Here is a 21,484-nt window from a genome sequence, read left to right as displayed (position 1 = left end):
CGCTGGGGCCAAGCGTGCCGTCAGGTCGTTAGGTCCGCACTCCGGCGAACCGTTCCTGCCAGTCCTCGCGCTGCTCGTCCGTGATCTTGCCGAACAGCACGTCGGGCACGGTGAAGGCGTGGCCAGCTGGCAGGGCGCTCAGCGCGGCGGGGACGTCATCGGGCCAGCTGTCGTCGGTCGTCTGCATCGCGGCCAGCATCGCAGCCGAGGCATCGGGGATGAAGGGCGCGGACAGAACGGCGTAAAGACGGATCAGGTTCAGGCCCAGACGGACCTGTGCGGCCGCCTGTTCGGGGTCGGTTTTGAAGGTCGACCACGGGGCTGCGGCTTGCAGGTATTCGTTGCCCGCCACCCAGATAGAGCGCAATTCCTGCGCGGCTTTGCGGACCTCTTTGTCCTCCATGAACTGCTCATAGGCGCGGATCTTGGTGGTCAGATCGGCGATCAGCGCCTCTTCGGCGTCACCGAAACTGCCGCCTTCGGGCACGGCTTCGGTGAATTTCGAGCGACAGAACTTGGTGATCCGGCTGACAAAGTTGCCCAGCACGTCGGCCAGGTCCTTGTTGACGGAGCCTTGGAAGTTTTCCCAGGTGAATTCACTGTCCGAGCTTTCGGGGGCGTGGCTCAGCAGCCACCAGCGCCAGTAATCAGCGGGCAGGATTTCCAGCGCCTGATCCATGAACACACCGCGCCCGCGCGAGGTGCTGAACTGGCCGCCATCATAGTTCAGGTAGTTGAAGGATTTGATGTAGTCGACCAGCTTCCACGGCTCGCCGCAACCCAGCATCGTGGCGGGGAAGGACAGCGTGTGGAAGGGCACGTTATCCTTGCCCATGAACTGGGTATAGGTCACGTCATCGGCGCCTTTGTCGGTGCGCCACCAGCGGGCCCAGTCGTCGCCCTTGCCCGCATTCACCCATTCCTGAGCGCAGGCGATATATTCGATGGGAGCATCGAACCAGACATAGAAAACCTTGCCCTCCATGCCGGGCCAGTCCGCGTCGCCCTTCTTGACGGGAATGCCCCAGTCCAGATCACGGGTGATGCCGCGATCCTGCAGCCCGTCGCCGTCGTTCAGCCATTTCTTGGCGATCGAGGTGGTCAGAACCGGCCAGCCCTCGCGGGTGTCGATCCACTCTTCCAGCTGGTCCTTCATTTTGGACTGGCACAGATACAGGTGTTTGGTCTCGCGCATTTCCAGATCCGTCGAGCCCGAGATAGTGGAGTGCGGGTTGATCAGCTCGACCGGGTCCAGCTGCTTGGTGCAGTTATCACATTGATCGCCGCGGGCGCTTTCGAAACCGCAGTTGGGGCAGGTGCCCTCGATATAGCGGTCGGGCAGGAAGCGGCCATCGGCCTTGGAATACATCTGGTTTTCAGTGACTTCCCGGATCAGGCCCTGCTCGGCCAGTTTGCCGGCCAGATGTTGCGTCAGTGCGTGGTTTTCTGCACTGGAGGAGCGGCCGAAATGATCAAAGGACAGGCGGAAACCATCGGCGATCTTGGCTTGAACCTCGTGCATCTCGGCGCAGTATTCGGCGACGGGCTGGCCGGCCTTGGCGGCGGCCAGTTCGGCGGGGGTGCCGTGTTCGTCGGTCGAGCAAAGGAACAGAACCTCGTTGCCGCGCGCGCGCTGGTAGCGGGCGAAAAGGTCCGCCGGCAACTGCGAGCCCACAAGATTGCCCAGATGCTTGATCCCGTTGATGTAGGGGATTGCCGAGGTGATCAGATGACGTGCCATATGCGCTTGCCCTTCGATGCGTTTGATGCCTCCTTTAGCGCAAGGAACACGGGTGTTCCAGCACCCATGAGCCGTTCTGGCGAAAGCAAAGCGTTCCGCGCAGCATCAGCGCAGACACCAGCAAAAGAAAAAATATTCTTGCATTCATATATTCGCGTGTATGGTGAGGCTTGCGAATAGGGAGGATATCGCATGAAAAAACTAGTATTTGCTGCAATGCTGGCCTTAGCACCCGCCGCCGGTTGGGCCAAAGGTGTCATGCACAACATTGCTGTCCACGTGAACAGCGGAGACGCCAAAGTCATGAATATGGCGTTGAACAATGTTGAAAACGTTGCGGCCTATTACGCCGAACAAGGGGATGAAGTGACCATCGAGGTCGTTGCCTACGGGCCCGGCCTGAACATGCTGATCGCCGGAAAAAGCCCGGTCTCTGACCGGATCAAAACCATGTCTCTTGCCAACGAAAAACTGACCTTTGCCGCTTGTGGGAACACTCACCGCAAGATGAGCAAGAAAGCAGGTAAGAATATCGAACTGATGGAAGAGGCCACAATGGTCACTTCCGGCGTCGTGCGCCTGGTTCAACTGCAAGAGCAGGGCTTTGCCTACGTGCGCCCGTAAGCGCGCTTTAAAACTTTGAAACGACTTACTGCCCCGGCTGGCCTTTTGCGCTGACCGGGGTATGTTCCGTTCAGCAGCAAAGGATTTTTACATGCAGATGAATTCGTTGGGCCGTACGGGATTGCAGGTTTCCGAACTGTGCCTTGGTACCATGACCTTTGGCACCCAAACCTCCGAGGCCGAGGGCCACGCCCAGATCGACATGGCGCTGGAGCGCGGGATCAATTTTGTGGACACGGCCGAAATGTACCCGGTGAACCCTGTGTCCAAGGAAACCGTGGGCCGCACCGAGGAAATCATCGGCACTTGGCACGCGGCCAACCCTGCGCGGCGGGGGGATTACATTCTGGCGACCAAGCATTCCGGCGAGGGGCTGAAGGCCGTTCGCGATGGCGCCCCGATTACCGCGAAAACAATTGCCAGCACGATCGAGGGCTCGCTGCGGCGCTTGCAGACGGATTATATCGACCTCTACCAGTTTCATTGGCCGAACCGCGGCAGCTATATGTTCCGCAAGAACTGGAGCTATGATCCGTCCCGTCAGTCGCGCGCAAAAACCGTGGCCAACATGGAGGAATGTCTGGAGGCGCTGAAAGTCCAGGTCGAAAAGGGCAACATCCGCCACTTTGGCCTGTCCAACGAAAGCGCCTGGGGCTGCACCATGTGGTCGATGACGGCCGAGCGTATCGGCGGGCCGCGCCCTGCCTCGGTTCAGAACGAATATTCGCTGCTGTGCCGCCTGTTTGACACCGACATGGCCGAGATGACCGCGAATGAGGACGTGGGCCTGTTGTCTTTCTCGCCTCTGGCCGCAGGTCTGTTGACCGGCAAGTATCAGGGTGGAGCACTTCCTGACGGATCGCGCAAAACGCTTGTGCCTGAATTGGGCGGACGCAACACAGATCGAGTTTATCCCGCGGTACAGGCTTATCTGGATGTCGCCGCGCGCCACGGTCTGGATCCGGTGCACATGGCGCTGGCTTGGTGCTGTACGCGGCCTTTCATGACCTCGGTGATCTTCGGGGCGACCTCTTTGGCGCAGTTGGAACATATTCTGGACGGGGCGGATGTAACGCTAAGCGCCGACGTTCTGGCCGAGCTGGACAAAGTGCACAAGGCGCATCCCATGCCCTTCTAAGGGATGCCTTTTACGCGTATTACCGAACGGCCGGGGCATGTGTCCCGGCCTTTTTGATTGGATGAGCAAGCATGAGCTGGGTTCTGATTTCCATTGCGGCCGCGGCGTTTCAAACGCTCAGGTTCATGCTGCAAAAACTGCTGGCCATGGGCAGCTTGTCTGCGGGTGGGGCGACCTTGGCGCGCTTTTTGTTCTCGGCGCCCTTCGTGGTGATCATGGCGGGGGCTTACCTGTCATGGCAAGGGCAGGGTCTGCCTGCGGTTGGGGCCTGGTTCGTGCCCTACGCGCTGTCCGGTGCGATCGCGCAGATTTTGGCCACTTGGTGCGTGGTGGTGCTGTTTGCGCAGCGCAATTTCGCGGTCGGCATCACGTTCAAGAAAACCGAGACGGTTCAGACCGCGCTGGTGGGGTTCATCGTTCTGGGTGATCGGATCTCGGTCGGGGGATTGGTGGCCATCTTGTTGGGGCTGGTCGGGGTGCTGGTGCTGTCAGACCAGAAGGGCGGGCAAGCGGCGGGCCTGAAACGTTTCCTGAATAAGGGCGCCGGGCTGGGAGTATTGTCAGGGGCGTTTTTTGCCGTGTCCGCCGTGGCCTATCGTGGCGCCACGTTAGAGGTGGCCAGTGACGATCCGCTGATGCGGGCCTTGGTGGCGCTGGGCTGCGTGACGACCACGCAGGCGCTGGGCCTGGGTCTGTGGCTGCGCTGGCGCGAACCGGGCGAATTTACCCGAGTGCTGGGATCGTGGCGTACCTCTGTGTGGATGGGGCTTGCCTCGCTGGGGGGCTCGCTTGGGTGGTTCACCGCCTTCACGCTAATGAACGCGGCCTATGTCTTTGCGGTTGGGCAGGTTGAGGTGATATTCTCGATCGCGGCTTCGATGTTGTTTTTCAAGGAAAAAATATCCCGGCGCGAGGTCACCGGGATCGTTTTGATCAGTGCGAGCGTCCTGTCATTGGTCCTACTCCTTTAAGGCGCAGGAACAGGTTTGCCTCTTCATTATTCTTGAAATAGGGCACGCTTTCGGGCGGTGTCATGTCGTGAGCGCGGGCGGCGACCTCGGCCAGAACGACCTCGGTGATGAAAGGCAGATCGAACTCGCGTACCTTGGGCAGCGGGATCCATTGCAGATGAGAAAGCTCGTCACAGGCCGCGTCGAAATTGTCCAGGTCGCTGGCAATCTCGTCCGCGTCGATCAGGAAAAACCGAGCGTCAAAGCGGCGGGGCCGACCCGGTGGCGTGATCGCCCGGAACACGAATTGCAGCGGATGAGCGGCGGGCAGATGGCCGGTGGCGGCAAAGCTGGTCCAATCGGCAGGCGGGGTGATGTCCCATTCGCCTTTCTGGCCCAGGATCAGGCCGGTTTCTTCCCACAGCTCGCGGATCGCGGCGACGGACAGGGCGTGCGAAAGGTCCTCGGCCGCATCTTCGCGCAGACGTTCACGGCATACATCCGGCATATGCGAGGCCAGCGGGATGCCTGCATCTTCGGCATCCACGGCGCCGCCTGGAAACACGAACTTGTTGGGCATGAAGGCCGCCTTGGCCCCACGCTGTCCCATCAAAACATGTGGATCTGTCGTCCGTTCCCGCAACACGATCACCGTGGCCGCGTTGCGAAGCGCGGTTTTATCAATAGTCATAGTTCCTCCCTCGCAGGAGGCCTAACCCGTTCCACCGAACCCGTGCATTCCACGCGCCCATTGGAACCCGATCGTGGCCCCCTTCAACCGAGGTAGAAGGTAGAGCGACATCAGCACGGTGCCAATAGCGAAGATAGTAAACAGGATCAGCGGATCGGGTCGCCAGGTCTGAAAGACGACGAACATCAAAGGCACCATGATCTTGCCCACGATCAAAATCGTCAGGTAGGCCGGGCCGTCATCTGCACGGTGGTGGTGAAACTCTTCCTTGCAGACCGGGCAGGCCTTGCGCACGGACAGATAGCCCTTGAGCATTGGCCCGTTGCCGCAAGAAGGGCACTTGCGTTTCCAGCCGTTGACAAGTGCCGGCCAGGTCGCGCGCTCCTCGATGTAGGCGGTGTCAGTCATGGTTCCCTCGCGTATCCATAGACCGGATAAAGTGGGGAACACTGTCAACAATTTAAAGCCGACGCTTTGTCCTTGCGTCCCGATGTCGCAAATCTGTGAGGAATGGCGATTTTCAAATGGCGTTCACAGGGGCGTGAACTATTCGAATTTTTGCATTTTTGCCGACGGAAACCCCGGCGGCCCCCGTTTAGTGATCAGAAAACAGGCCAACGGGCCGGTTTCTCGAGCAAGGTTAAAACTGGAGAAGACAACATGAAACGTGCAATTCTGATCTCGACCGCTGCGGTGTTGACCCTGACCATTGGCGCAGGCAGCGCAATGGCCTTTGGCAAGGACCGCATGGGGGGGCACCACGGCCCGCGCGGCCCGATGTTCAACTTCGAAGAGGTCGACGCAAATTCGGACGGTAAGATCACGCCCGAGGAGATCGCTGCCCATGCCAAGGCACGCTTTGACGAGCAGGATGCCAACGGTGATGGTGCCCTGAGCGCCGAGGAAATCACCGCCTTCATGCAGGCCAAGCAGGCCGAGCGCATGACCAAACGCGCCAAGCACATGATCGTTGATCGCGACGCCAATGACGATGGCGTGCTGAGCTTCGAGGAAATGCAGCCGATGCAGAAAGGTCGGATGTTTGACCGTCTTGACGCTGACGAGGACGGGGCAATCTCGGCCGAGGAATTCGCCAAGCTGCAAAAACGTATGGAACGGCACGGTTATGGAGAAGGCAAGATGATGCGTCACGGTGAAGGTTTCGGCCCCGGTAAAGGTCAGGGCCAGGGTCAAAGCTATGGGGCTGGTCAGCGCCCGATGCCCGCCGAATAATCCATCCGGATTTCACAAAGATTGCGCCGGGCAGGGATTGCCCGGCGCACGCCGAAAGGATACGGCAAAAGGACGATGACCATGCCCTTTGACGCCTTCGCGGATGTTTCCGATGATGCGCTGTTGGTGCTTTTTGCCAACGGTGATCCGGATGCCGCGCGCGCGCTGAACGTGCGGCTGACACCTCGGGCCTTTGGGCAGGCGATGCGGATGCTGAACGATCGGGCCGAGGCCGAGGACGTTGCTCAGGAAGCCATGTTGCGCCTGTGGAAGATCGCACCCGACTGGCGCCAGGGCGAAGCAAAGGTAACTACATGGCTGTACCGCGTGGTTGCCAACCTGTGTACCGACCGCCTGCGCAAGGGGCGGGGGGTTGATCTGGACTCGGTTCCCGAACCCGAGGATGACCAGATCAGCGCCGAGGGTGCATTGCAGCAGCAGGCCAGGATGGCCGCGTTGCGGGATGCTTTGGCGCAATTGCCGGACCGGCAGCAGCAGGCGGTGACGCTGCGCCATATCGAAGGGCTGGCAAATCCACAGATCGCCGAGATCATGGGGATTAGCACCGAGGCGGTTGAAAGTCTGACCGCAAGAGGAAAACGTTCGCTTGGCGGTATTCTGGCCGACCGGCGCGCAGAACTGGGGTATACCGATGGCTGAGATGGACAAGAATTCTGATCTTTTCGTGCTGGATGACCTGTTCGCTCAGGCGCGTTCCCAGGACGCAACACCTGCGCCTGATTTCATGGAGCGCGTGCTGCAGGACGCCCTGCAAGCGCAGGCAGCCGCTGCCGCAGCGCCCCAGCGTCCGCGCGCGTCTTGGTTCCGTCAGTTTTCTGCGGCGGTCGGAGGCTGGCCCGCCATGGCCGGTTTGGCTACTGCTGGCGTGGCGGGGCTGTGGATCGGGGTCAACCCGCCCAGCGCCATTGAAACAACCACCGAAAACCTGCTGGGCACCAGCTCGGATCTCTATCTGGTCGATTTGATGCCCTCTTATGATTTCACCCTGACCGAGGGGTAGGATATGACTGAACCTTTTGATAATAATCCTAAAAAAACCGGAACCGGGATGCGTCCCTGGCTGAAGGTGGTGCTTTTCACCTCGTTGGCGCTGAACCTGGCTGTGGCTGGCGTGGTCATCGGCGCTGCGGTGAAATACGGACCCAGGGATGGGCCGCGACCGCCGCGTGTGGACATGATGATGGGTCCTTATACCCATGCGCTTAGCCATAAGGATCGGCGTGCGATTGGTGAACAGCTGCGCCGCGAATACCGGGCCGAGCGTCCCTCGCGCGCGCAGGTGCAGGCGCAGTTCGATCAGGTGCTTTCAGCCCTGCAAGCGCAGCCCTTTGACCCCGAGGCGCTTGGGGACCTGCTGCAAAATCAGTTGGCGGCCGGACAAGAGCGTCAGGCCATCGGGCAGCGGCTGCTGCTGCAAAGGCTGACCGCCATGAGCGATGCAGAACGCGCCGAATTTGCCGAACGCCTGGAGGATGGGCTGCGAAACCGCAGACATTTAGGTCCGAGCAAGTACTGATTTCAGTGAAATTCACCCTTCAGGGGCCGATTGCTACATCCGTGGCTGGTCCAATGTCGTGACTTGGTTGCGGCCAAGGTTCTTGGCCCCGTAAAGCGCCTGGTCGGCGCGGGTCAGCAACAATTCCGCCGGGTCCTCGGCGGGTTGCGTGGGTGTGGTTTGGCGTCCTGCCGCGGGCTGTCCCGAGGGCATGGCCATGGCCAAACCGATGCTTACCGTCACCGGAACCGGCTGGCGCAGGCCGGGAATGGTCACCGGAGTTTCAGAGACGATCCGGCACAGGTGCTGCGCGGCTTGCTGAGCCTCTTGCAGGCTCAGTCCGGGGATCGCGATCATGAATTCCTCGCCGCCAATGCGCGCCACCAGATCGTCTGATCCCACAGCACCCAGCAGACGGCGCGCGATCTCGGTCAGGACGGCATCGCCAGCTGCGTGGCCATATTGATCATTGATCCGTTTGAAATGATCCAGATCCGCAAGCATCAACGCAAGGCTGGACCGTCCCTCGATCGCGGTGCTTATCAGGCGCCCAAGTTCGGGCATGGCATAGCGACGGTTGTGCAATCCGGTCAGCGGGTCGATCAGCGCCGCGTGCAGGCCGTCCTGAAGGCGTTTGTGCATCTGGTCGGCGCGCGCCTTGCGGCGCAGCAGTTGGTCCAGACGCAGCGAAATTTCGACAGGGTCAAAGTCACCGCGCATCACGTCATGAGCCCCCAGATCCAGCATCTGCGCGGCGGGCTCGGCAGCTTCGTTCGGTACGTAGATCAGAAAGCGGGACCGCCGATACCCCGGCTGCGCGCCCAGCGTGGCCAGCAGCGACGCGCCGAAATCGCCTTGGTCCTGGCTGGACGAGGCGATCAGTATCACGTCGGGCACCATACCGCGCCCGAAATCACGCGGCAGACTGCGGGGGGAATACAGTGAATATCGATAGGGGCGCTCTTTTTGCAGGCGCTTGATCCACGTCAGCCCGCAGGCGACATCTTCGGACAGAACCGCGATATGCGACGCGCGGGCAAAGCGCCGGGTGGGCTCGGCAAATCCGGTCGAGGCTTCGGCCTGAGAATGCAGTAACCGGTCGTCGCGGCTGGTGCCGCTGCGCAACAGGCTGCGCAGACGCGCCAGCAACAGGCGGGGGTCGGCTTGCCGGGCCAACACGTCATCCGCCCCGGCGGCCAGAATTTCCAAACGGCGCGCGCGATCCTCGGTGCATTCCAAAACGACCAGGGCAACGTCGCCCAATTTGGGGTGCCTGCGCAGTGACTGGCAAAACTGGCTGGCGCTCATGTCTGGCAGGGTCGAGGCCAGCAGCACGATGTCGGGTTGCGTCTGTCCCAACAGCTCTAATCCCTCTGCCCCGGTTGCAGCCTGACAGACATCGTAGAATGCGGCGCAAAGTCTGACCCGAAGGCTTATTCGGTTGGTGGCAATCCCGTCGATTATGAGAATTCTACCGGGCATGAGGGTACAGGATACTCTGGCAAAGGCCCTGTGCAGGGCGATAACTTGATAACTCCTTTATTTTCTGGGATTGGTTAAGAAACAGTAACCAATTTAGTAACAAGGCGAGCGATCATGGCCCTGAGGCAGGAAACAGCCGAAACCCTGGCGCTTGGCGCGTTGGAATGGCTGGTCGGAAACGAGGAGCTTTTGCCGATCTTCCTGGGGTCCACCGGAGCGGGTCTGGATGACATCCGCGCGGGCGCCACGGATCCCGAATTCCTGGGTTCGGTTCTGGATTTTCTGTTGATGGACGACGCCTGGGTCACCGCCTTTTGCGATGCCAAATCACTGCCCTATGATCAGTTGATGCAGGTGCGCGCTGCGCTGCCCGGCGGGCAGGCGGTGCACTGGACCTGAGTTACAGGGTCTTCAGCGGAATATCGGCCGAATCCTCTATCTTGGACAGGATCCGCCACAGCTCGTCTGCTTCGTCCCCTGTCAGGATGTTAGCCAGGATTTCCGAATTCTTACGGGCAAACGGCGTGGCTTTGGCGATCGCGTCGCGGCCCTGATCGCTCAGGACTACCTGCCGCGTGCGCTTGTCCTCGGTGCCCGAGCTGCGCCCCAGCAGACCGTCCTCTTCCATTTTGCGCAGGGCGCGGCTGGTGGCGGTGCGATCGATCCCAACAAACTCGGCGATGTCAGATGGTTGTGACAAATCCTCGTTACCTACGGCCAGCAGGATACACCATGTTGTCCGGCTAAGCCCCAGTGTTTTTAACTGCTCGTCCAGCCGCCGTTCTTGCAGGCGGGCCGCTACGGACAGGTGGTAGCTAAGCGATTGGTGAAGCCGGTAAGGATCGTTCTTTTGCATGGCGATAAGGGGCCCGAACAGGCGCGGAAAGTCAAGCAATCGCGGCGTTGAGCGGGCTTGCCAATTGTCACGGGGCACGGCAGGTTCGGCGCAAATATATCATGAGGCAGAACATGCACATCAAAGGTCTGTTGTTCGACAAAGACGGAACCTTGTTCGATTTCCGCGCCACCTGGGATACCTGGGCGGCGCAGATGATCCACGAGCTGGCAGGCCATGACGATGCGCAGATCGCTCAGGTGGCGGCGGCGGTGCGGTTTGATCTGGAAACGGGCGGGTTTCACGCCGACAGCCCCTTTATTGCCGGCACTAACGCCGAGGTTTCCGAGGCTATTGCGCAGGCCGTGCCGCATCTGTCAGTCCTGCAGATCGAGCTGTTTCTTGAACAACGCGTGGGCGAGGCGACGCTGGCGCCTGCGGTTGATCTGGCTCCGTACCTTAACGGTCTGCGCGGGCAGGGGCTGCGGTTGGGCGTGATGACCAATGACAGCGAATTCGGCGCGCGCACCCAGTTGGATCAGGTGGGGGTGACGGCGCTGTTTCACTTCATTGCTGGCTATGACAGCGGGTTCGGGGCCAAACCCTCGCCCGATCCGCTGCTGGCCTTTGCCGATCAGATGAAGCTGCCGCCCGAAAGCGTGGTGATGGTGGGTGACAGCACCCATGATTTGCTGGCCGGGCGCCGTGCGGGAATGCGGACGGTGGGTGTGCTGACCGGCACCGCCCCAACCGAAGAGCTTGCGCCGCTGGCCGACATCGTCCTGCCGGACATCGGGCATATTCCCGGTTGGCTGAACAGCCTTTCGTGACCTGACGGCTTTGCTTGGGGTTTGGCGCGGTTGCGGGGCTGCGCTAAGGTGTTGTGTAAAGGCGCGCCAATATCCAAGGAGAGACGCATGAAACAGGCACAAGATTGGAGCCGCACCCGGCTGGCGATGGCGGGCGTTGGAGGTGTGGGCGGATTATCTCTGTGGGCGTTGGTCGAGCTTCTGCCCGATCTGATCGACAACGCGCGCTTGCTTTTAGTGCTGTTCATCGTGGTCATCGGGTTTTTCGTGGTGCTGATGTCCTTGGTCGGGCCCAACCCTGTGCGCCGTTCGGTTTTGCCGGCGCTGGGCCTTTCTTCGGTGGTGGCTATGCTGTCGCTTTTAGCCAGTTTTCGATTTGCCGCGCTTGAGCCTTTTGTGGACGCCGTCCACCCTGCCGCTGCGGTGTTCATCATCTATCTTGTGGCCACGCCCTTTATCTCGGTCCGGCTCGAGCACGGCAGGGCCCATCAGCTGGATTATGACAAGCTTTTCCAGACCGCCTGGGGCATGATCGTGCGCGCGCTGGCGGCCGTATTGTTTACCTGGCTGTTCTGGGGCGTCGTGTTCCTTAGCGATGCCCTGCTGGGGCTGGTCGGCCTTAATATCATCGAAGAAATCCTGGAAATCGAGGCGATGCCCTTCGTGATTAACGGCACTGTTCTGGGGCTGGCCATCGCGGTGGCGCATGAATGGCGCGCGTATGTTTCGCCCCACTTGGTGCTGCGCCTTTTCCGCCTGCTGGTGCCCGTTGTGGTGCCCATACTGGCGCTGTTCCTTGTGGCCTTGGTGCTAAGCGGGCTGGACGACGCGTGGAAGTTTTTCTCGGAAACCGCGCTGCTGACTGGCGTCGCAATCGGGGGAATTACGCTGGTGACGGTCTCGGTGGATCGGGATGCGGGGCATCAGGTGACCTTGCGGTGGATGGTCTGGATGGTGCGGGCATTGGCCGTGCTGCTGCTGCCCGTCGCGCTTCTGGCATTGTGGGGGATCAGCGTGCGGGTGCTGCAATATGGCTGGACGCCGCCTCGGGTGTTGGCCGCACTGTGCGTGGTAAATGTCTTGATCTATGGGTTGGTTTACGCCGTGCTGGCGCTTTCGCGCGGCGCCTGGATGGAGCGTTTGCGCCGTGCCAATGTGGCGCTGGCGTTGTGGTCGCTGGCGCTGGCGGCGCTTTGGCTGACCCCGGTGATGGATGCAGAAAAGCTTTCGGCCGATGCGCAGCTGGAACGCATCCTCGAGGGGCGCGCCACCCCCGATCAGGCCGCCGTATGGGAGCTGACGCACGAATGGGGGCGTGCTGGCCAACAGGCGCTTGATACGCTGCGCACCACAGCTGATTATCCGGCACGCACGCAAATCCTGGCTCTGATCGAGCGGGCCGAACAGTCGGACTCGCAGTGGGATTTTCAAGACGAGATCAAGCAGCAAAAAGTCCCTGAGCAGGCGCAAGAACTGCTTGCGATGGTCCCGGTTTATCCCGAGGGTCAATCACTGCCGCAGAGGGCCTTTGAAGGGCTCCATTCCTATCAGATGGGTCGCGTCAGAAAAGGATGCGAGACCCTGACCGACGACGGCGCACCCGGTTGCCTGTTCCTGATCGTGCCCTTCCACCCTGAATCGGGCCTGACCGAGGGGCTGCTGATCTACAAAACGGACCGCGATACGCTGGAGGTGCGCGGCTATTGGCTGGAAGACGGCGTCCTGGTGGGTGGTGTTCGTCCGGGCACCCTGATCCCAGGGACACGCGAAGATATCGCTGAGACCGCTTTGCGGGATATTCGGGAAGGTAACTATGAAATCAAGCCCGCTCAGGTAAATGTCTTGACCTTGGGTGATACCGCGATATTCCCTAACAATTAGAGCTATTGAGGGAATTTTAAGAGCTCTTCTGGCAGGTTCCCGAGTGAAGTTTAATAGTGGTGACGTTTATGCACGGGCTGATCAATCGCGCGATACAATGTTTTGTGCGCGATACTTACGGAAATGAACTCTGGTTCGATGTCGCGCGGCGCGCCTCTCTAAGCGATGCCACATTCGAAGCAATGCTGATCTATGACGACAAGCTGACCGATAAGGTCATGACCGAGCTGGCGCAGATCCTGAACAAGGCTCAACCCGAGGTGCTGGAGGATCTGGGCACCTACCTTGTCTCGCATCCCAATGTCGAGGCGCTGCGCAGGTTGCTGCGTTTCGGGGGGATCAGCTTCATGGAGTTTCTGCACTCGCTGGATGATCTGCCTGACCGGGCGCGGATGGCGGTCTCGGACCTTGAGCTGCCCGAGCTTGAACTGGTCGAGGAAGATCCGTCGCGCATGCATCTGCATGTCCGCTCGCGCTATGACGGGTTCGGCGCCGTGATGCTGGGCGTACTTCGGACGATGGCGGATGACTATGGCGCGCTGGTGCTGCTGGATATGCGCCACATCGGCCCCGGCGAGGATATTATTGATATCTCACTGGTCGAAACGGCCTTTGCTGAAGGGCGCAGTTTCACCCTTAGCGCAGGGCATGAGTAAAATGAGCGCCTGGTCCCAATCCGATCTGGCTGCCTGCATGGACACGCTGTGCCCGATGCATCTGATCCTGAACGAGCAGGGGGGCATCGTTCACGCGGGCCCGACCTTACATAAACTTCGGCACGGAATGACCCTGCCGGGAATGGATGTGCTGGACCTGTTTGATGTTATCCGGCCCAAGCTGGTGACCGCCCCTGCGCTTTTGGCCCGGCAAGGCGAAAAGCTGCACCTGCAATTCCGGGCAGAGCCGCAAACCGTGCTCAAAGGTGTGCTCAGCCAATGTGGCAAGTTGTATCTGCTGAACCTGTCCTTTGGCATCTCGGTGTTGGAAAGCATCCGCGATTATGAGCTGACGAACGCAGATTTCGCGCCCACCGACATGATGATCGAGATGCTCTATCTGATCGAAGCGAAATCCGCCGCGATGGAGGCCAGCCGGACCCTGAACCAGCGCTTGCAAGGCGCCAAGATCGCCGCCGAGGAACAGGCCTTTACAGATACGCTTACCGGGCTGAAGAACCGGCGCGCAATGGATCATGTTCTGTCTCGTCTGATCACCGCGGACAGGCCATTTGCCCTGATGCATCTGGACCTGGATTTCTTCAAGGCGGTCAATGACACAATGGGGCATGCAGCCGGGGACCACGTTCTTCAGCATATCGCACAGATCATGGTCGATGAGGTTCGTGAACAAGACACCGTCGCGCGCGTAGGTGGCGATGAGTTTGTGCTGATTTTTCAGAATGTTGAGGGGCGCGAAACGCTGGCTCGCATTGCTGCACGTTTGATCGAGAAAATGGAAAAACCGATCCCCTTTGGGGGGCAGGACTGTACTGTTTCCGCGAGCATCGGCATCGTTTTGTCTGCCGATTACGATACACCGACCGCCGCCACGCTTTTGAACGACGCGGATGAGGCGCTTTATGCCTCAAAGCGCAAAGGGCGTGCTTGCTATAGCTTCTATTGAAAAAGACCCGGCGTGCGGCCGGGCCTTTTTAGCGGTTTCATTGGGGGCGGGCGTTAGCCTGCGGCGCGCGCGTCGGGTTTGAAGCCGATCAGTTCGTCGGACACGGTGAAACGGCCGCCCTTCAGCTTCTCGATCTTGCCGTCGCGCAGCAACTGTCCAAACGAGCGCAGGCCATCCTCGCGGGTGAACTGATATTCTTCGACCTGGCGGGCCTTGTTCATAAGTTGCGGCCGCGAGAATTTCTGGCGCCCTTCAACGTAAGACATGTAGGCAGCGGCGGCTTCCATCACGTCGGACAGATCCTTGACACCGACCTGCGCTGCAAACTCGGCAAAGCTGGATGCCGAGGGCTGGCCGGACTGGGCCGCGGGTTGCGGGGCGTCGTCCTCAAGCGACACACGGCGCGGACGCACAACGCGGGCTTCCGGGGTGGGATCCGCAGCGTCAACGCGCTGCTCGGCCACCAGTTTCAGCGGTGCGGGTTTCTTGGCCGGACGCTGCGAGTGTTCGGGTTGTGCCTCGGCGGCGCGGGGGCGACGCGGGCGCACCACGCTTTTCAAATCGTCGCGATAGGCGTCCAGGCTGTCGTCGCCTTGCCCCAGGCCACCGCCTGCTTCGGTTTCAGCGCGGGTTGCTTCGACAGCGGCGCGCAGATGCGCGATGGCGCTGCGGCGATGGGCACCTTCGGGGCGATCCATTTCCTCGGCCGCCTTGTTCATCAGACGCGAGACATCGGTATCACCGCTTGCCGCGGCGGGCGCAGGTTCGGGTTCAGGGGCTTCGGCGGGTTCCTCGGTCTCGGCGAAGATCGAGCTTAGATCGTCGTCTTCGGCGTCTGGTGTATCGGTCAGTCGGGTCAGGTTCAGCTCGGCTTCAACCTCGGCCAGTTCGCGCAACAGATCCTCTTCGTCTGCGTCCGACAGTGACTTGTCCGAGGCTGCCGCAGCGGGTTCGGTCTGGATCTGGCCATCGGCGACGGCGGCTTCATAGTCGTCGCGCTTCATGCGGATCACACGCGCGGCAGGCGCTTCGGGCGCTTCCGGAGCGGACTCGGCGATGTCTTCGGCCAGTTGCGGATCTTCAACCGACAACTCGTCGATGGCCTCGGCCAATGCCGGTTCGGCCTCGGCAATTTCTTGCACCAGATCCTCGGCGTGCTCGTCCTCGCTATAATCAGCGGTGGGCTCGGATTCGGAGACATTGCGGCTGACGACGGCGCGGATACGCGACAGTTTGTCGGCGACGCTTTCTTCGTCAAATTTCGGAGCAGGCGCTGGGGCGGGGGCAGGCTCTTCGATGATCTCTTCGACGATTTCGGCCTGCACCGGTTCAGCCTGCTCAGGTTCAGCTTGCTCAGGTTCGGCCTGAACAGGAGCTTCGGCAACAGCTTCCTCGATTGGGGCGGAAATGGCAGGCTCTTCCGTCACCACGTCTTTTGCCACAGGTGCGTCCTGGGCTGCGGGCGCTTCAATCGGGGCCGCAACAGCCGTCGTCGCGGCGGCAGGAGCTTCGGCGGCAGGCGCGGTCGGGCGCAACACGATCGAGCCGCTTTCCTCGCGCGCTTCGACTTGGCGGGCCATTTTGTGTTCGGCGATACGGGCCAGCATATCGGCGTCCGGGGTCGGCGGTTCAGCGCCAAAGAAACGGTCGTCGGCTGCAAGGTCACGGAAGTATTCCGCGATGTCCTTCATCATATCGAACGAGTCGTCGAAGCCCTCAAGCGTACATGAAAATGTGCCATAGGAGACTGTCAGAATTTTGTTCGTGTTAACCATGACTACTCGCTTCCTCATTCGTTTGGTCTATTGTTTACCACGTGGAACCAGACCAAAGCGGAACGAATCTTGGGTTTTTACTGTATCATTTCGTGGCAACATTGTGATCATTGTCGTTAACGGGCACTAAACTGCATATGAAACAGCCGTTTTTTCACTCAGAACGCGCGGTGACGCTGATCGGGGCGGGTACCGTATGCGCCGATCGTCTGGCGTTGGCGCGGTCGCTGGCGCCGGTGATTGTTTCCGCGGATGGCGGGACCGATGCGGCCTTGGCGCATGGGCTGATGCCCGAAGCGGTGGTCGGAGACATGGACTCGATCAGCGCTCAGGCGCGGGCGAAACTGCCGGCCCAGCGGATTTGCCAAATCTCCGAGCAAGACAGCACTGATTTCGACAAGGCCTTGCGCAATATCGCGGCCCCTCTGGTGATCGGCGTGGGATTCGAGGGCGACCGAATTGACCACATGTTGGCCTGCTATTCGGTGCTGGTGCAGCGGCATGTACTGCCCTGCGTGCTGCTGAGCGGGGCGCAGATTGTGTTTCACGCTCCGCCCGATCTGGCGCTGGACCTGGCGCCCGGCACACTGGTTTCCCTGTTTCCCATGGCACGGGTGTCCGGGCGTTCCACAGGGTTGAAGTGGCCTGTTGATGGGCTGGAAATGGCGCCGAACGGGCGGGTTGGCACCTCGAACCGGGCCACCGGGCCAGTGCGGCTGCAGATGGACGGGCCGGGGATGCTGGTGATCTTGCCCGTGGAAACGCTGCCGCTGGTCGCCAAGGCTTTGGCCGAGCCTAACAGTTCGGCACGTTGACGGCCAACCCCCCCAGCGAGGTTTCCTTATAGTGTTCGTGCATGTCGCGGCCGGTTTGGCGCATGGTTTCAATCGCGGCGTCCAGCGGGACGAAATGCTGCCCATCCCCGCGCAGGGCCAGTGAGGCAGCAGAGACGGCCTTGATTGCGCCCAGCCCGTTGCGCTCGATACAAGGCACTTGCACCAGACCTTTGACCGGATCGCAGGTCATGCCCAGATGATGCTCCAGCGCGATCTCGGCGGCGTTTTCGACCTGCTCGGGCGAGCCGCCCATCACGGCGCACAGCCCCGCAGCAGCCATGGCGGCGGCTGATCCGACCTCGGCCTGACAGCCCGCTTCGGCGCCCGAGATCGAGGCATTATACTTGATCAGCCCGCCGATCGCCGCCGCTGTCAGCAGGAAGTCGTCAATCCCAGAGGCCGTAGCGCCGGGCACATGATCCAGCCAATAGCGGATGACGGCAGGAAGCACCCCGGCGGCGCCATTGGTGGGTGCGGTGACAACCTGCCCACCGGCGGCGTTTTCCTCGTTCACGGCGATGGCATAGGTGCTGATCCAGTCATTCACCGTGTGCGGCGCCGACATATTCAGGCCCCGTTCGGCCAGCAACGCTTGATGGATCAGCTTGGCCCTGCGCCGGACGTTGAGCCCGCCGGGCAGGGTGCCCTCGGCCTCCAGTCCACGGGTGATGCAAGCGTTCATGACCTCCCACAGGCGGGCCAAGCCCTGTTTCATCTGCGCATCGCCTGCCCGAGAGACCTCGTTCGCGGCCTTCATCTGGGCGATGGTTTTGCCCGAGGTCGCGGCCATTTCCAGCATCTCGGCCGCCGAGTGAAAGGGAAAAGGGACGGGCGGGCCGTGGTCGGTATCCTCGCCCCGGTCCAGCTCGGCCTGGGTCAGTACAAAGCCTCCGCCAACGGAATAATAGGTCTCTTGCAGGGTGACATCGCCCTGTGCATCGGTGGCCATCAGTTGCAGCGCGTTGGCGTGGCCGGGCAGCGGCGTGTCATAGTCAAAGATCAAATCCACACGCGGGTCGAACTGCAACGCGCCAAGGTCGTCATGTGTGATCGTGCACGTGGCGTTGATCTGCGCCAGCGCAGCCTCAGCCCGATCATGGTCATAGGTCTGAGGCGCAAATCCAGCCAGTCCCAGGATCGTGGCGCGGTCGGTGGCATGCCCGACCCCGGTGAAGGCCAGGGACCCGTGCAGACTGGCGCGCAGACCGGCAAACTCGAACGGCGAGGCGCGCATCTGCTCAAGGAACCGGGCAGCTGCCACCATCGGTCCCATCGTGTGGGACGAGGACGGGCCGACACCGACCTTGAACATATCGAAAACGGACAGGAACATCGCGCACCTTTGCTGTTTGGAGCAGCATAACACCGTCACCCCAAGGTGCCGCGCGGCGATTTGCGACGGTTTGGAGCAAAAATGCGCATTTGGGCCACGTGGCAGCGCAGCGGCGCGATTGCCCCTCGCGCCCGGCCTGTATCTTTCCTATAAGCGTTCCAAAATCAACGGAGTCGCTGCCATGACCGGAGAATTGTCGCCCATCGACAAGGCCAAATTTGTCGCCGCCAAACGTGCGGTGGATTTCATCGAAGACGGAATGAAAGTGGGGCTGGGCACAGGCTCGACCGCGGCGTGGATGGTGCGCTGTCTGGGCGAGCGTGTGCAGAACGAAGGCCTGCGTATCAAGGGTGTGCCGACCTCGACCCGTACGGCTGTTCTGGCCGCCGAAGTTGGGATCGAAGTGATTAGCCTGGACGAGGCCAAATGGCTGGACATCACCATTGACGGCGCCGACGAATTCGACGGCGATTTCAACCTGATCAAGGGGGGCGGTGGTGCCCATCTGCAGGAAAAGGTCGTGGCAACGGCCAGCGACCGCATGGTGGTGATCACCGATGCCAGCAAAGAGGTGGAAACACTGGGCGCATTCCCCCTGCCGGTCGAGGTCATCCCCTTCGGTTGGCAGACCTCCAAGGCCCTGATCGAAGAGTTGCTGATCTCGATGGACGTAATGGGGCGCGAGACGACCTTGCGCATGAATGGTGATGCGGCCTTTGTCACGGACGAGGGCAACTACATCGTCGATCTGCACCTGAACCGTATCGGGAACGCCCGCCAATTGGCGATGGCGCTGAATCAGATCCCCGGTGTGGTTGAAAACGGGCTGTTCATTGATATCTGTGACACGGTGGTCATCGGTTACGGTGACGGCCGTGTGGAAACGCGCGATATCAATGAAGGCACCATGCAGGCCGAACGACTGGAATTTGTCGAGTCGGAAAACCTGTTCCGGGACCTGTCGGACTAGGAAGTCAGTCCAGCGTCAAAAGGGAGCTAGACGCCAGATGTTTCAGAAAATCGCATCGGCCCTGATTGGTCGGGCGGAGCGCCGTTTGGGCGTTTCGCTGGACTATGCGCGCCAGATCGCGCGGACGGATTTCGGCCTGCTGCAACGCTATAACCGGATTTTCGGGTTCCTGGATCCCAACCGGCACGTGCCGCCCCAAGCCTATCACGCGGCCCGTCTGCGCGGGGCGCTGGCGGCTGATTGCGGCACCTGCGTTCAGGCCGAGATCAGCCTGGCCCGCAAGGCCGGATTGGGCGCCGAACTGATCGATCAGATCCTGGCGGGGCAGGGGGCGCTGATCGTGGACGATCTGGCGGCCGTCATGGCCCTGTCTGACGCCGTCGTGTATCGCCGCGAGGATGACGCCGATGCGCGCGATTCAGTGCTCCGCGCCTATGGCCAAAAAGGGCTGATTGAGCTGTCCTATGCCATGAACGGCGCGGCCCTTCTGCCAGGGATCAAACGGGCGATGGGTTATGCCACGACCTGTGATCTGGACATCCTTCGCAAAAGTGCGGCCCACGCCGGGTGAGCGGTAAGAATGAAATGAGAAGAACGGAAAACCAAAGATGAGCAGCTTTGACTATGACCTGTTTGTGATTGGCGGCGGCTCGGGTGGGGTGCGCGCTGCTCGTGTCGCGGCGGGCGATGCGGGGGCCAAGGTGGCGCTTGCCGAGGAAGACCGTTACGGCGGTACCTGCGTGATCCGGGGTTGTGTGCCCAAGAAGCTGATGGTTTTCGCCAGCGAATATTCAGGCATTGCGGATGATGCGGCGGCCTATGGCTGGGACGTTAGCTTGGGTGACTTCAACTGGGGCCGGTTCAAGACCAAACTGCACACGGAACTGGACCGACTGGAAGGCATCTATCGCAGCTTGCTGAAGGGCTCGGGCGTGGACAGCTTTGACGCCCGCGCGCGGGTGGTGGATGCCCACACGGTTGAACTGTCGACCGGCGAGCGCAAGACCGCCAAACATATCCTTCTGGCGATGGGTGGACGTCCCGTAAAACCTGATCTGCCGGGGGCCGAGCTGGCGATTACCTCGAACGATATCTTCCATCTGGAGCAGATGCCGCAGAATATCCTGATCCTTGGTGGCGGTTATATTGCCTGCGAATTTGCCGGCATTCTGAATGGTCTGGGCGTCGAGGTCACGCAATATTACCGCGGCGCGCAAGTGCTGCGTGGCTTTGACGAAGAGGCCCGCGGACTGGTCGCCGAGGAAATGATCCAGCGCGGCGTGAACCTGCATCTGGGCACGAACGTCCTGTCGATGGAAAAGACCGAAGATGGCAAGATCAAGGTCAAGGCCACCAATGGTGACGAGAACATCTTTGATCAGGTGATGTTCGCCACGGGCCGCGCACCCAACACTGATGACATGGGCCTGGAAGAGGTCGGCGTGAAGCTTGGCCGGGGCGGTCAGGTGCTGGTGGATGACTATGGCCAGACCGAGGTGCCCTCGATCTACGCCGTGGGCGACGTGACCGACCGGGTGAACCTGACCCCTGTGGCGATCCGCGAAGGCATGGCCTTTGTCGAAACTGTCTTCAAGGGCAACCCGACCAAACCCGATCACGAGCTGATCCCGACCGCCATTTTCACGCAGCCTGAATTTGGCACCGTGGGCCTGAGCGAAGAGGCGGCGCGAGATGCGGGCCCGATCGAGGTTTACTGTACTTCGTTCAAACCGATGCAGACGGCCTTTGCCGGACGCACAGAACGTGTGATGATGAAACTGGTGGTGTGCGCCGATACCCGCCGTGTGCTGGGCTGTCATATCGTGGCCCCCGGCGCGGGCGAGATGATCCAGCTGGCTGGGATCGCGGTGAAAATGGGCGCGACCAAAGAAGATTTCGACCGGACTGTGGCGGTTCACCCCACCATGTCCGAGGAAATTGTGACCATGAAGGCCCCCGTTCGGACGGCCTGAACTTGAAAAAGTCGCCGCGCTGCACACTTTAAAGGGCAGCACGGCACAACGAATAACAAGAGGAACACTGGTTT

General features: G+C 60.8%; 23 protein-coding genes. 16 read left to right on the top strand and 7 right to left on the bottom strand.

Features of this window, described 5'->3' with window-relative positions:
* Positions 1-28: 28 nt before the first annotated feature.
* Positions 29-1,741: a methionine--tRNA ligase gene (metG, locus tag ACOQOQ_RS16475; RefSeq protein ID WP_420568063.1), complete on the bottom strand. Its 1,713-nt coding sequence runs from the start codon at positions 1,739-1,741 to the stop codon at positions 29-31.
* A gap of 192 nt (positions 1,742-1,933) precedes the next feature.
* Between metG and ACOQOQ_RS16470 the strand changes: the two genes are divergently transcribed.
* The 3 genes from ACOQOQ_RS16470 to ACOQOQ_RS16460 all read left to right on the top strand — a co-directional run bounded on the left by ACOQOQ_RS16470 (position 1,934) and on the right by ACOQOQ_RS16460 (position 4,474).
* Positions 1,934-2,365 (top strand): hypothetical protein, encoded by a 432-nt coding sequence (locus ACOQOQ_RS16470; RefSeq protein ID WP_420568062.1) that lies wholly within the window; start codon positions 1,934-1,936, stop codon positions 2,363-2,365.
* A gap of 91 nt (positions 2,366-2,456) precedes the next feature.
* Positions 2,457-3,503: an aldo/keto reductase gene (locus ACOQOQ_RS16465; RefSeq protein ID WP_420568061.1), complete on the top strand. Its 1,047-nt coding sequence runs from the start codon at positions 2,457-2,459 to the stop codon at positions 3,501-3,503.
* A 71-nt stretch (positions 3,504-3,574) separates the two neighbouring features.
* Entirely contained in the window at positions 3,575-4,474 is a 900-nt protein-coding gene (locus ACOQOQ_RS16460; RefSeq protein ID WP_420568060.1) for an EamA family transporter, read from the top strand.
* On the opposite strand, the gene ACOQOQ_RS16455 is transcribed toward ACOQOQ_RS16460, so the two are convergent.
* Together ACOQOQ_RS16455 and ACOQOQ_RS16450 are read right to left on the bottom strand one after the other, a co-directional pair.
* Positions 4,437-5,144 (bottom strand): NUDIX hydrolase, encoded by a 708-nt coding sequence (locus ACOQOQ_RS16455; protein WP_420568059.1) that lies wholly within the window; start codon positions 5,142-5,144, stop codon positions 4,437-4,439. The genes ACOQOQ_RS16460 and ACOQOQ_RS16455 overlap by 38 nt on opposite strands.
* A 21-nt stretch (positions 5,145-5,165) precedes the next feature.
* Positions 5,166-5,552 carry a DUF983 domain-containing protein gene (locus ACOQOQ_RS16450; protein ID WP_420568058.1) on the bottom strand — a complete coding sequence of 129 codons (387 nt, stop codon included), beginning with the start codon at positions 5,550-5,552 and terminating at the stop codon, positions 5,166-5,168.
* A 252-nt stretch (positions 5,553-5,804) separates the two neighbouring features.
* On the opposite strand from ACOQOQ_RS16450, the gene ACOQOQ_RS16445 reads away from it, so the two are divergent.
* The 4 genes from ACOQOQ_RS16445 (at position 5,805) to ACOQOQ_RS16430 (ending at position 7,914) form a co-directional block, all read left to right on the top strand.
* On the top strand, positions 5,805-6,377 hold the full coding sequence (locus ACOQOQ_RS16445; protein WP_420568057.1) for an EF-hand domain-containing protein: 573 nt from the start codon (positions 5,805-5,807) through the stop codon (positions 6,375-6,377).
* A 75-nt stretch (positions 6,378-6,452) separates the two neighbouring features.
* Positions 6,453-7,037: an RNA polymerase sigma factor gene (locus tag ACOQOQ_RS16440; protein ID WP_420568056.1), complete on the top strand. Its 585-nt coding sequence runs from the start codon at positions 6,453-6,455 to the stop codon at positions 7,035-7,037.
* Complete coding sequence (locus ACOQOQ_RS16435; RefSeq protein ID WP_420568055.1) at positions 7,030-7,398, top strand: dihydroorotate dehydrogenase; 369 nt, start codon at positions 7,030-7,032, stop codon at positions 7,396-7,398. The genes ACOQOQ_RS16440 and ACOQOQ_RS16435 overlap by 8 nt, the downstream gene beginning before the upstream one ends.
* 3 nt (positions 7,399-7,401) lie before the next feature.
* Positions 7,402-7,914 carry a periplasmic heavy metal sensor gene (locus ACOQOQ_RS16430; protein ID WP_420568054.1) on the top strand — a complete coding sequence of 171 codons (513 nt, stop codon included), beginning with the start codon at positions 7,402-7,404 and terminating at the stop codon, positions 7,912-7,914.
* A 33-nt stretch (positions 7,915-7,947) separates the two neighbouring features.
* Here the strand turns inward: ACOQOQ_RS16430 and ACOQOQ_RS16425 are convergent, their stop codons facing one another.
* Positions 7,948-9,375, bottom strand: coding sequence for a diguanylate cyclase domain-containing protein (locus ACOQOQ_RS16425; protein WP_420568053.1), 1,428 nt, complete (start codon positions 9,373-9,375; stop codon positions 7,948-7,950).
* Positions 9,376-9,489: 114 nt separating this feature from the next.
* Here ACOQOQ_RS16425 and ACOQOQ_RS16420 point away from each other — a divergent pair, with 114 nt between their 5' ends.
* Entirely contained in the window at positions 9,490-9,774 is a 285-nt protein-coding gene (locus ACOQOQ_RS16420; protein WP_420568052.1) for a DUF3572 domain-containing protein, read from the top strand.
* A gap of 1 nt (position 9,775) precedes the next feature.
* Here the strand turns inward: ACOQOQ_RS16420 and ACOQOQ_RS16415 are convergent, their stop codons facing one another.
* Entirely contained in the window at positions 9,776-10,231 is a 456-nt protein-coding gene (locus ACOQOQ_RS16415; RefSeq protein ID WP_420568051.1) for a MarR family winged helix-turn-helix transcriptional regulator, read from the bottom strand.
* Positions 10,232-10,344: 113 nt separating this feature from the next.
* On the opposite strand from ACOQOQ_RS16415, the gene ACOQOQ_RS16410 reads away from it, so the two are divergent.
* The 4 genes from ACOQOQ_RS16410 (at position 10,345) to ACOQOQ_RS16395 (ending at position 14,523) form a co-directional block, all read left to right on the top strand.
* Positions 10,345-11,040: an HAD family hydrolase gene (locus tag ACOQOQ_RS16410; protein WP_420568050.1), complete on the top strand. Its 696-nt coding sequence runs from the start codon at positions 10,345-10,347 to the stop codon at positions 11,038-11,040.
* Positions 11,041-11,127: 87 nt separating this feature from the next.
* Complete coding sequence (locus ACOQOQ_RS16405; RefSeq protein ID WP_420568049.1) at positions 11,128-12,900, top strand: hypothetical protein; 1,773 nt, start codon at positions 11,128-11,130, stop codon at positions 12,898-12,900.
* Positions 12,901-12,968: 68 nt separating this feature from the next.
* Positions 12,969-13,556, top strand: coding sequence for a heme NO-binding domain-containing protein (locus ACOQOQ_RS16400; RefSeq protein ID WP_420568048.1), 588 nt, complete (start codon positions 12,969-12,971; stop codon positions 13,554-13,556).
* 1 nt (position 13,557) lies between these two features.
* Complete coding sequence (locus ACOQOQ_RS16395; RefSeq protein WP_420568047.1) at positions 13,558-14,523, top strand: diguanylate cyclase domain-containing protein; 966 nt, start codon at positions 13,558-13,560, stop codon at positions 14,521-14,523.
* Between the two features lie 53 nt (positions 14,524-14,576).
* Here the strand turns inward: ACOQOQ_RS16395 and ACOQOQ_RS16390 are convergent, their stop codons facing one another.
* Positions 14,577-16,298: a hypothetical protein gene (locus tag ACOQOQ_RS16390; RefSeq protein ID WP_420568046.1), complete on the bottom strand. Its 1,722-nt coding sequence runs from the start codon at positions 16,296-16,298 to the stop codon at positions 14,577-14,579.
* A gap of 137 nt (positions 16,299-16,435) precedes the next feature.
* On the opposite strand from ACOQOQ_RS16390, the gene ACOQOQ_RS16385 reads away from it, so the two are divergent.
* Positions 16,436-17,113: a thiamine diphosphokinase gene (locus tag ACOQOQ_RS16385; protein WP_420568045.1), complete on the top strand. Its 678-nt coding sequence runs from the start codon at positions 16,436-16,438 to the stop codon at positions 17,111-17,113.
* Here the strand turns inward: ACOQOQ_RS16385 and ACOQOQ_RS16380 are convergent.
* Positions 17,094-18,467, bottom strand: coding sequence for an L-serine ammonia-lyase (locus tag ACOQOQ_RS16380; RefSeq protein WP_420568044.1), 1,374 nt, complete (start codon positions 18,465-18,467; stop codon positions 17,094-17,096). The two genes, ACOQOQ_RS16385 and ACOQOQ_RS16380, sit on opposite strands and share 20 nt — an antisense overlap.
* A gap of 181 nt (positions 18,468-18,648) precedes the next feature.
* Here ACOQOQ_RS16380 and rpiA point away from each other — a divergent pair, with 181 nt between their 5' ends.
* The 3 genes from rpiA to gor are packed head-to-tail and all read left to right on the top strand — an operon-like array spanning position 18,649 to position 21,410.
* Positions 18,649-19,437, top strand: a complete 789-nt coding sequence (rpiA, locus tag ACOQOQ_RS16375) for a ribose-5-phosphate isomerase RpiA (RefSeq protein WP_420568043.1) — start codon at positions 18,649-18,651, stop codon at positions 19,435-19,437.
* Between the two features lie 37 nt (positions 19,438-19,474).
* Complete coding sequence (locus ACOQOQ_RS16370; RefSeq protein WP_420568042.1) at positions 19,475-20,008, top strand: hypothetical protein; 534 nt, start codon at positions 19,475-19,477, stop codon at positions 20,006-20,008.
* Between the two features lie 37 nt (positions 20,009-20,045).
* Positions 20,046-21,410, top strand: coding sequence for a glutathione-disulfide reductase (gene gor, locus ACOQOQ_RS16365; protein ID WP_420568041.1), 1,365 nt, complete (start codon positions 20,046-20,048; stop codon positions 21,408-21,410).
* Positions 21,411-21,484 lie beyond the last annotated feature (74 nt).

Origin of the sequence: Thalassovita sp., from assembly GCF_965218685.1 — a bacterium.
In the GTDB taxonomy this organism is placed as follows: domain Bacteria; phylum Pseudomonadota; class Alphaproteobacteria; order Rhodobacterales; family Rhodobacteraceae; genus Thalassobius.
This window is presented reverse-complemented; position numbering and strand designations above follow the sequence as displayed.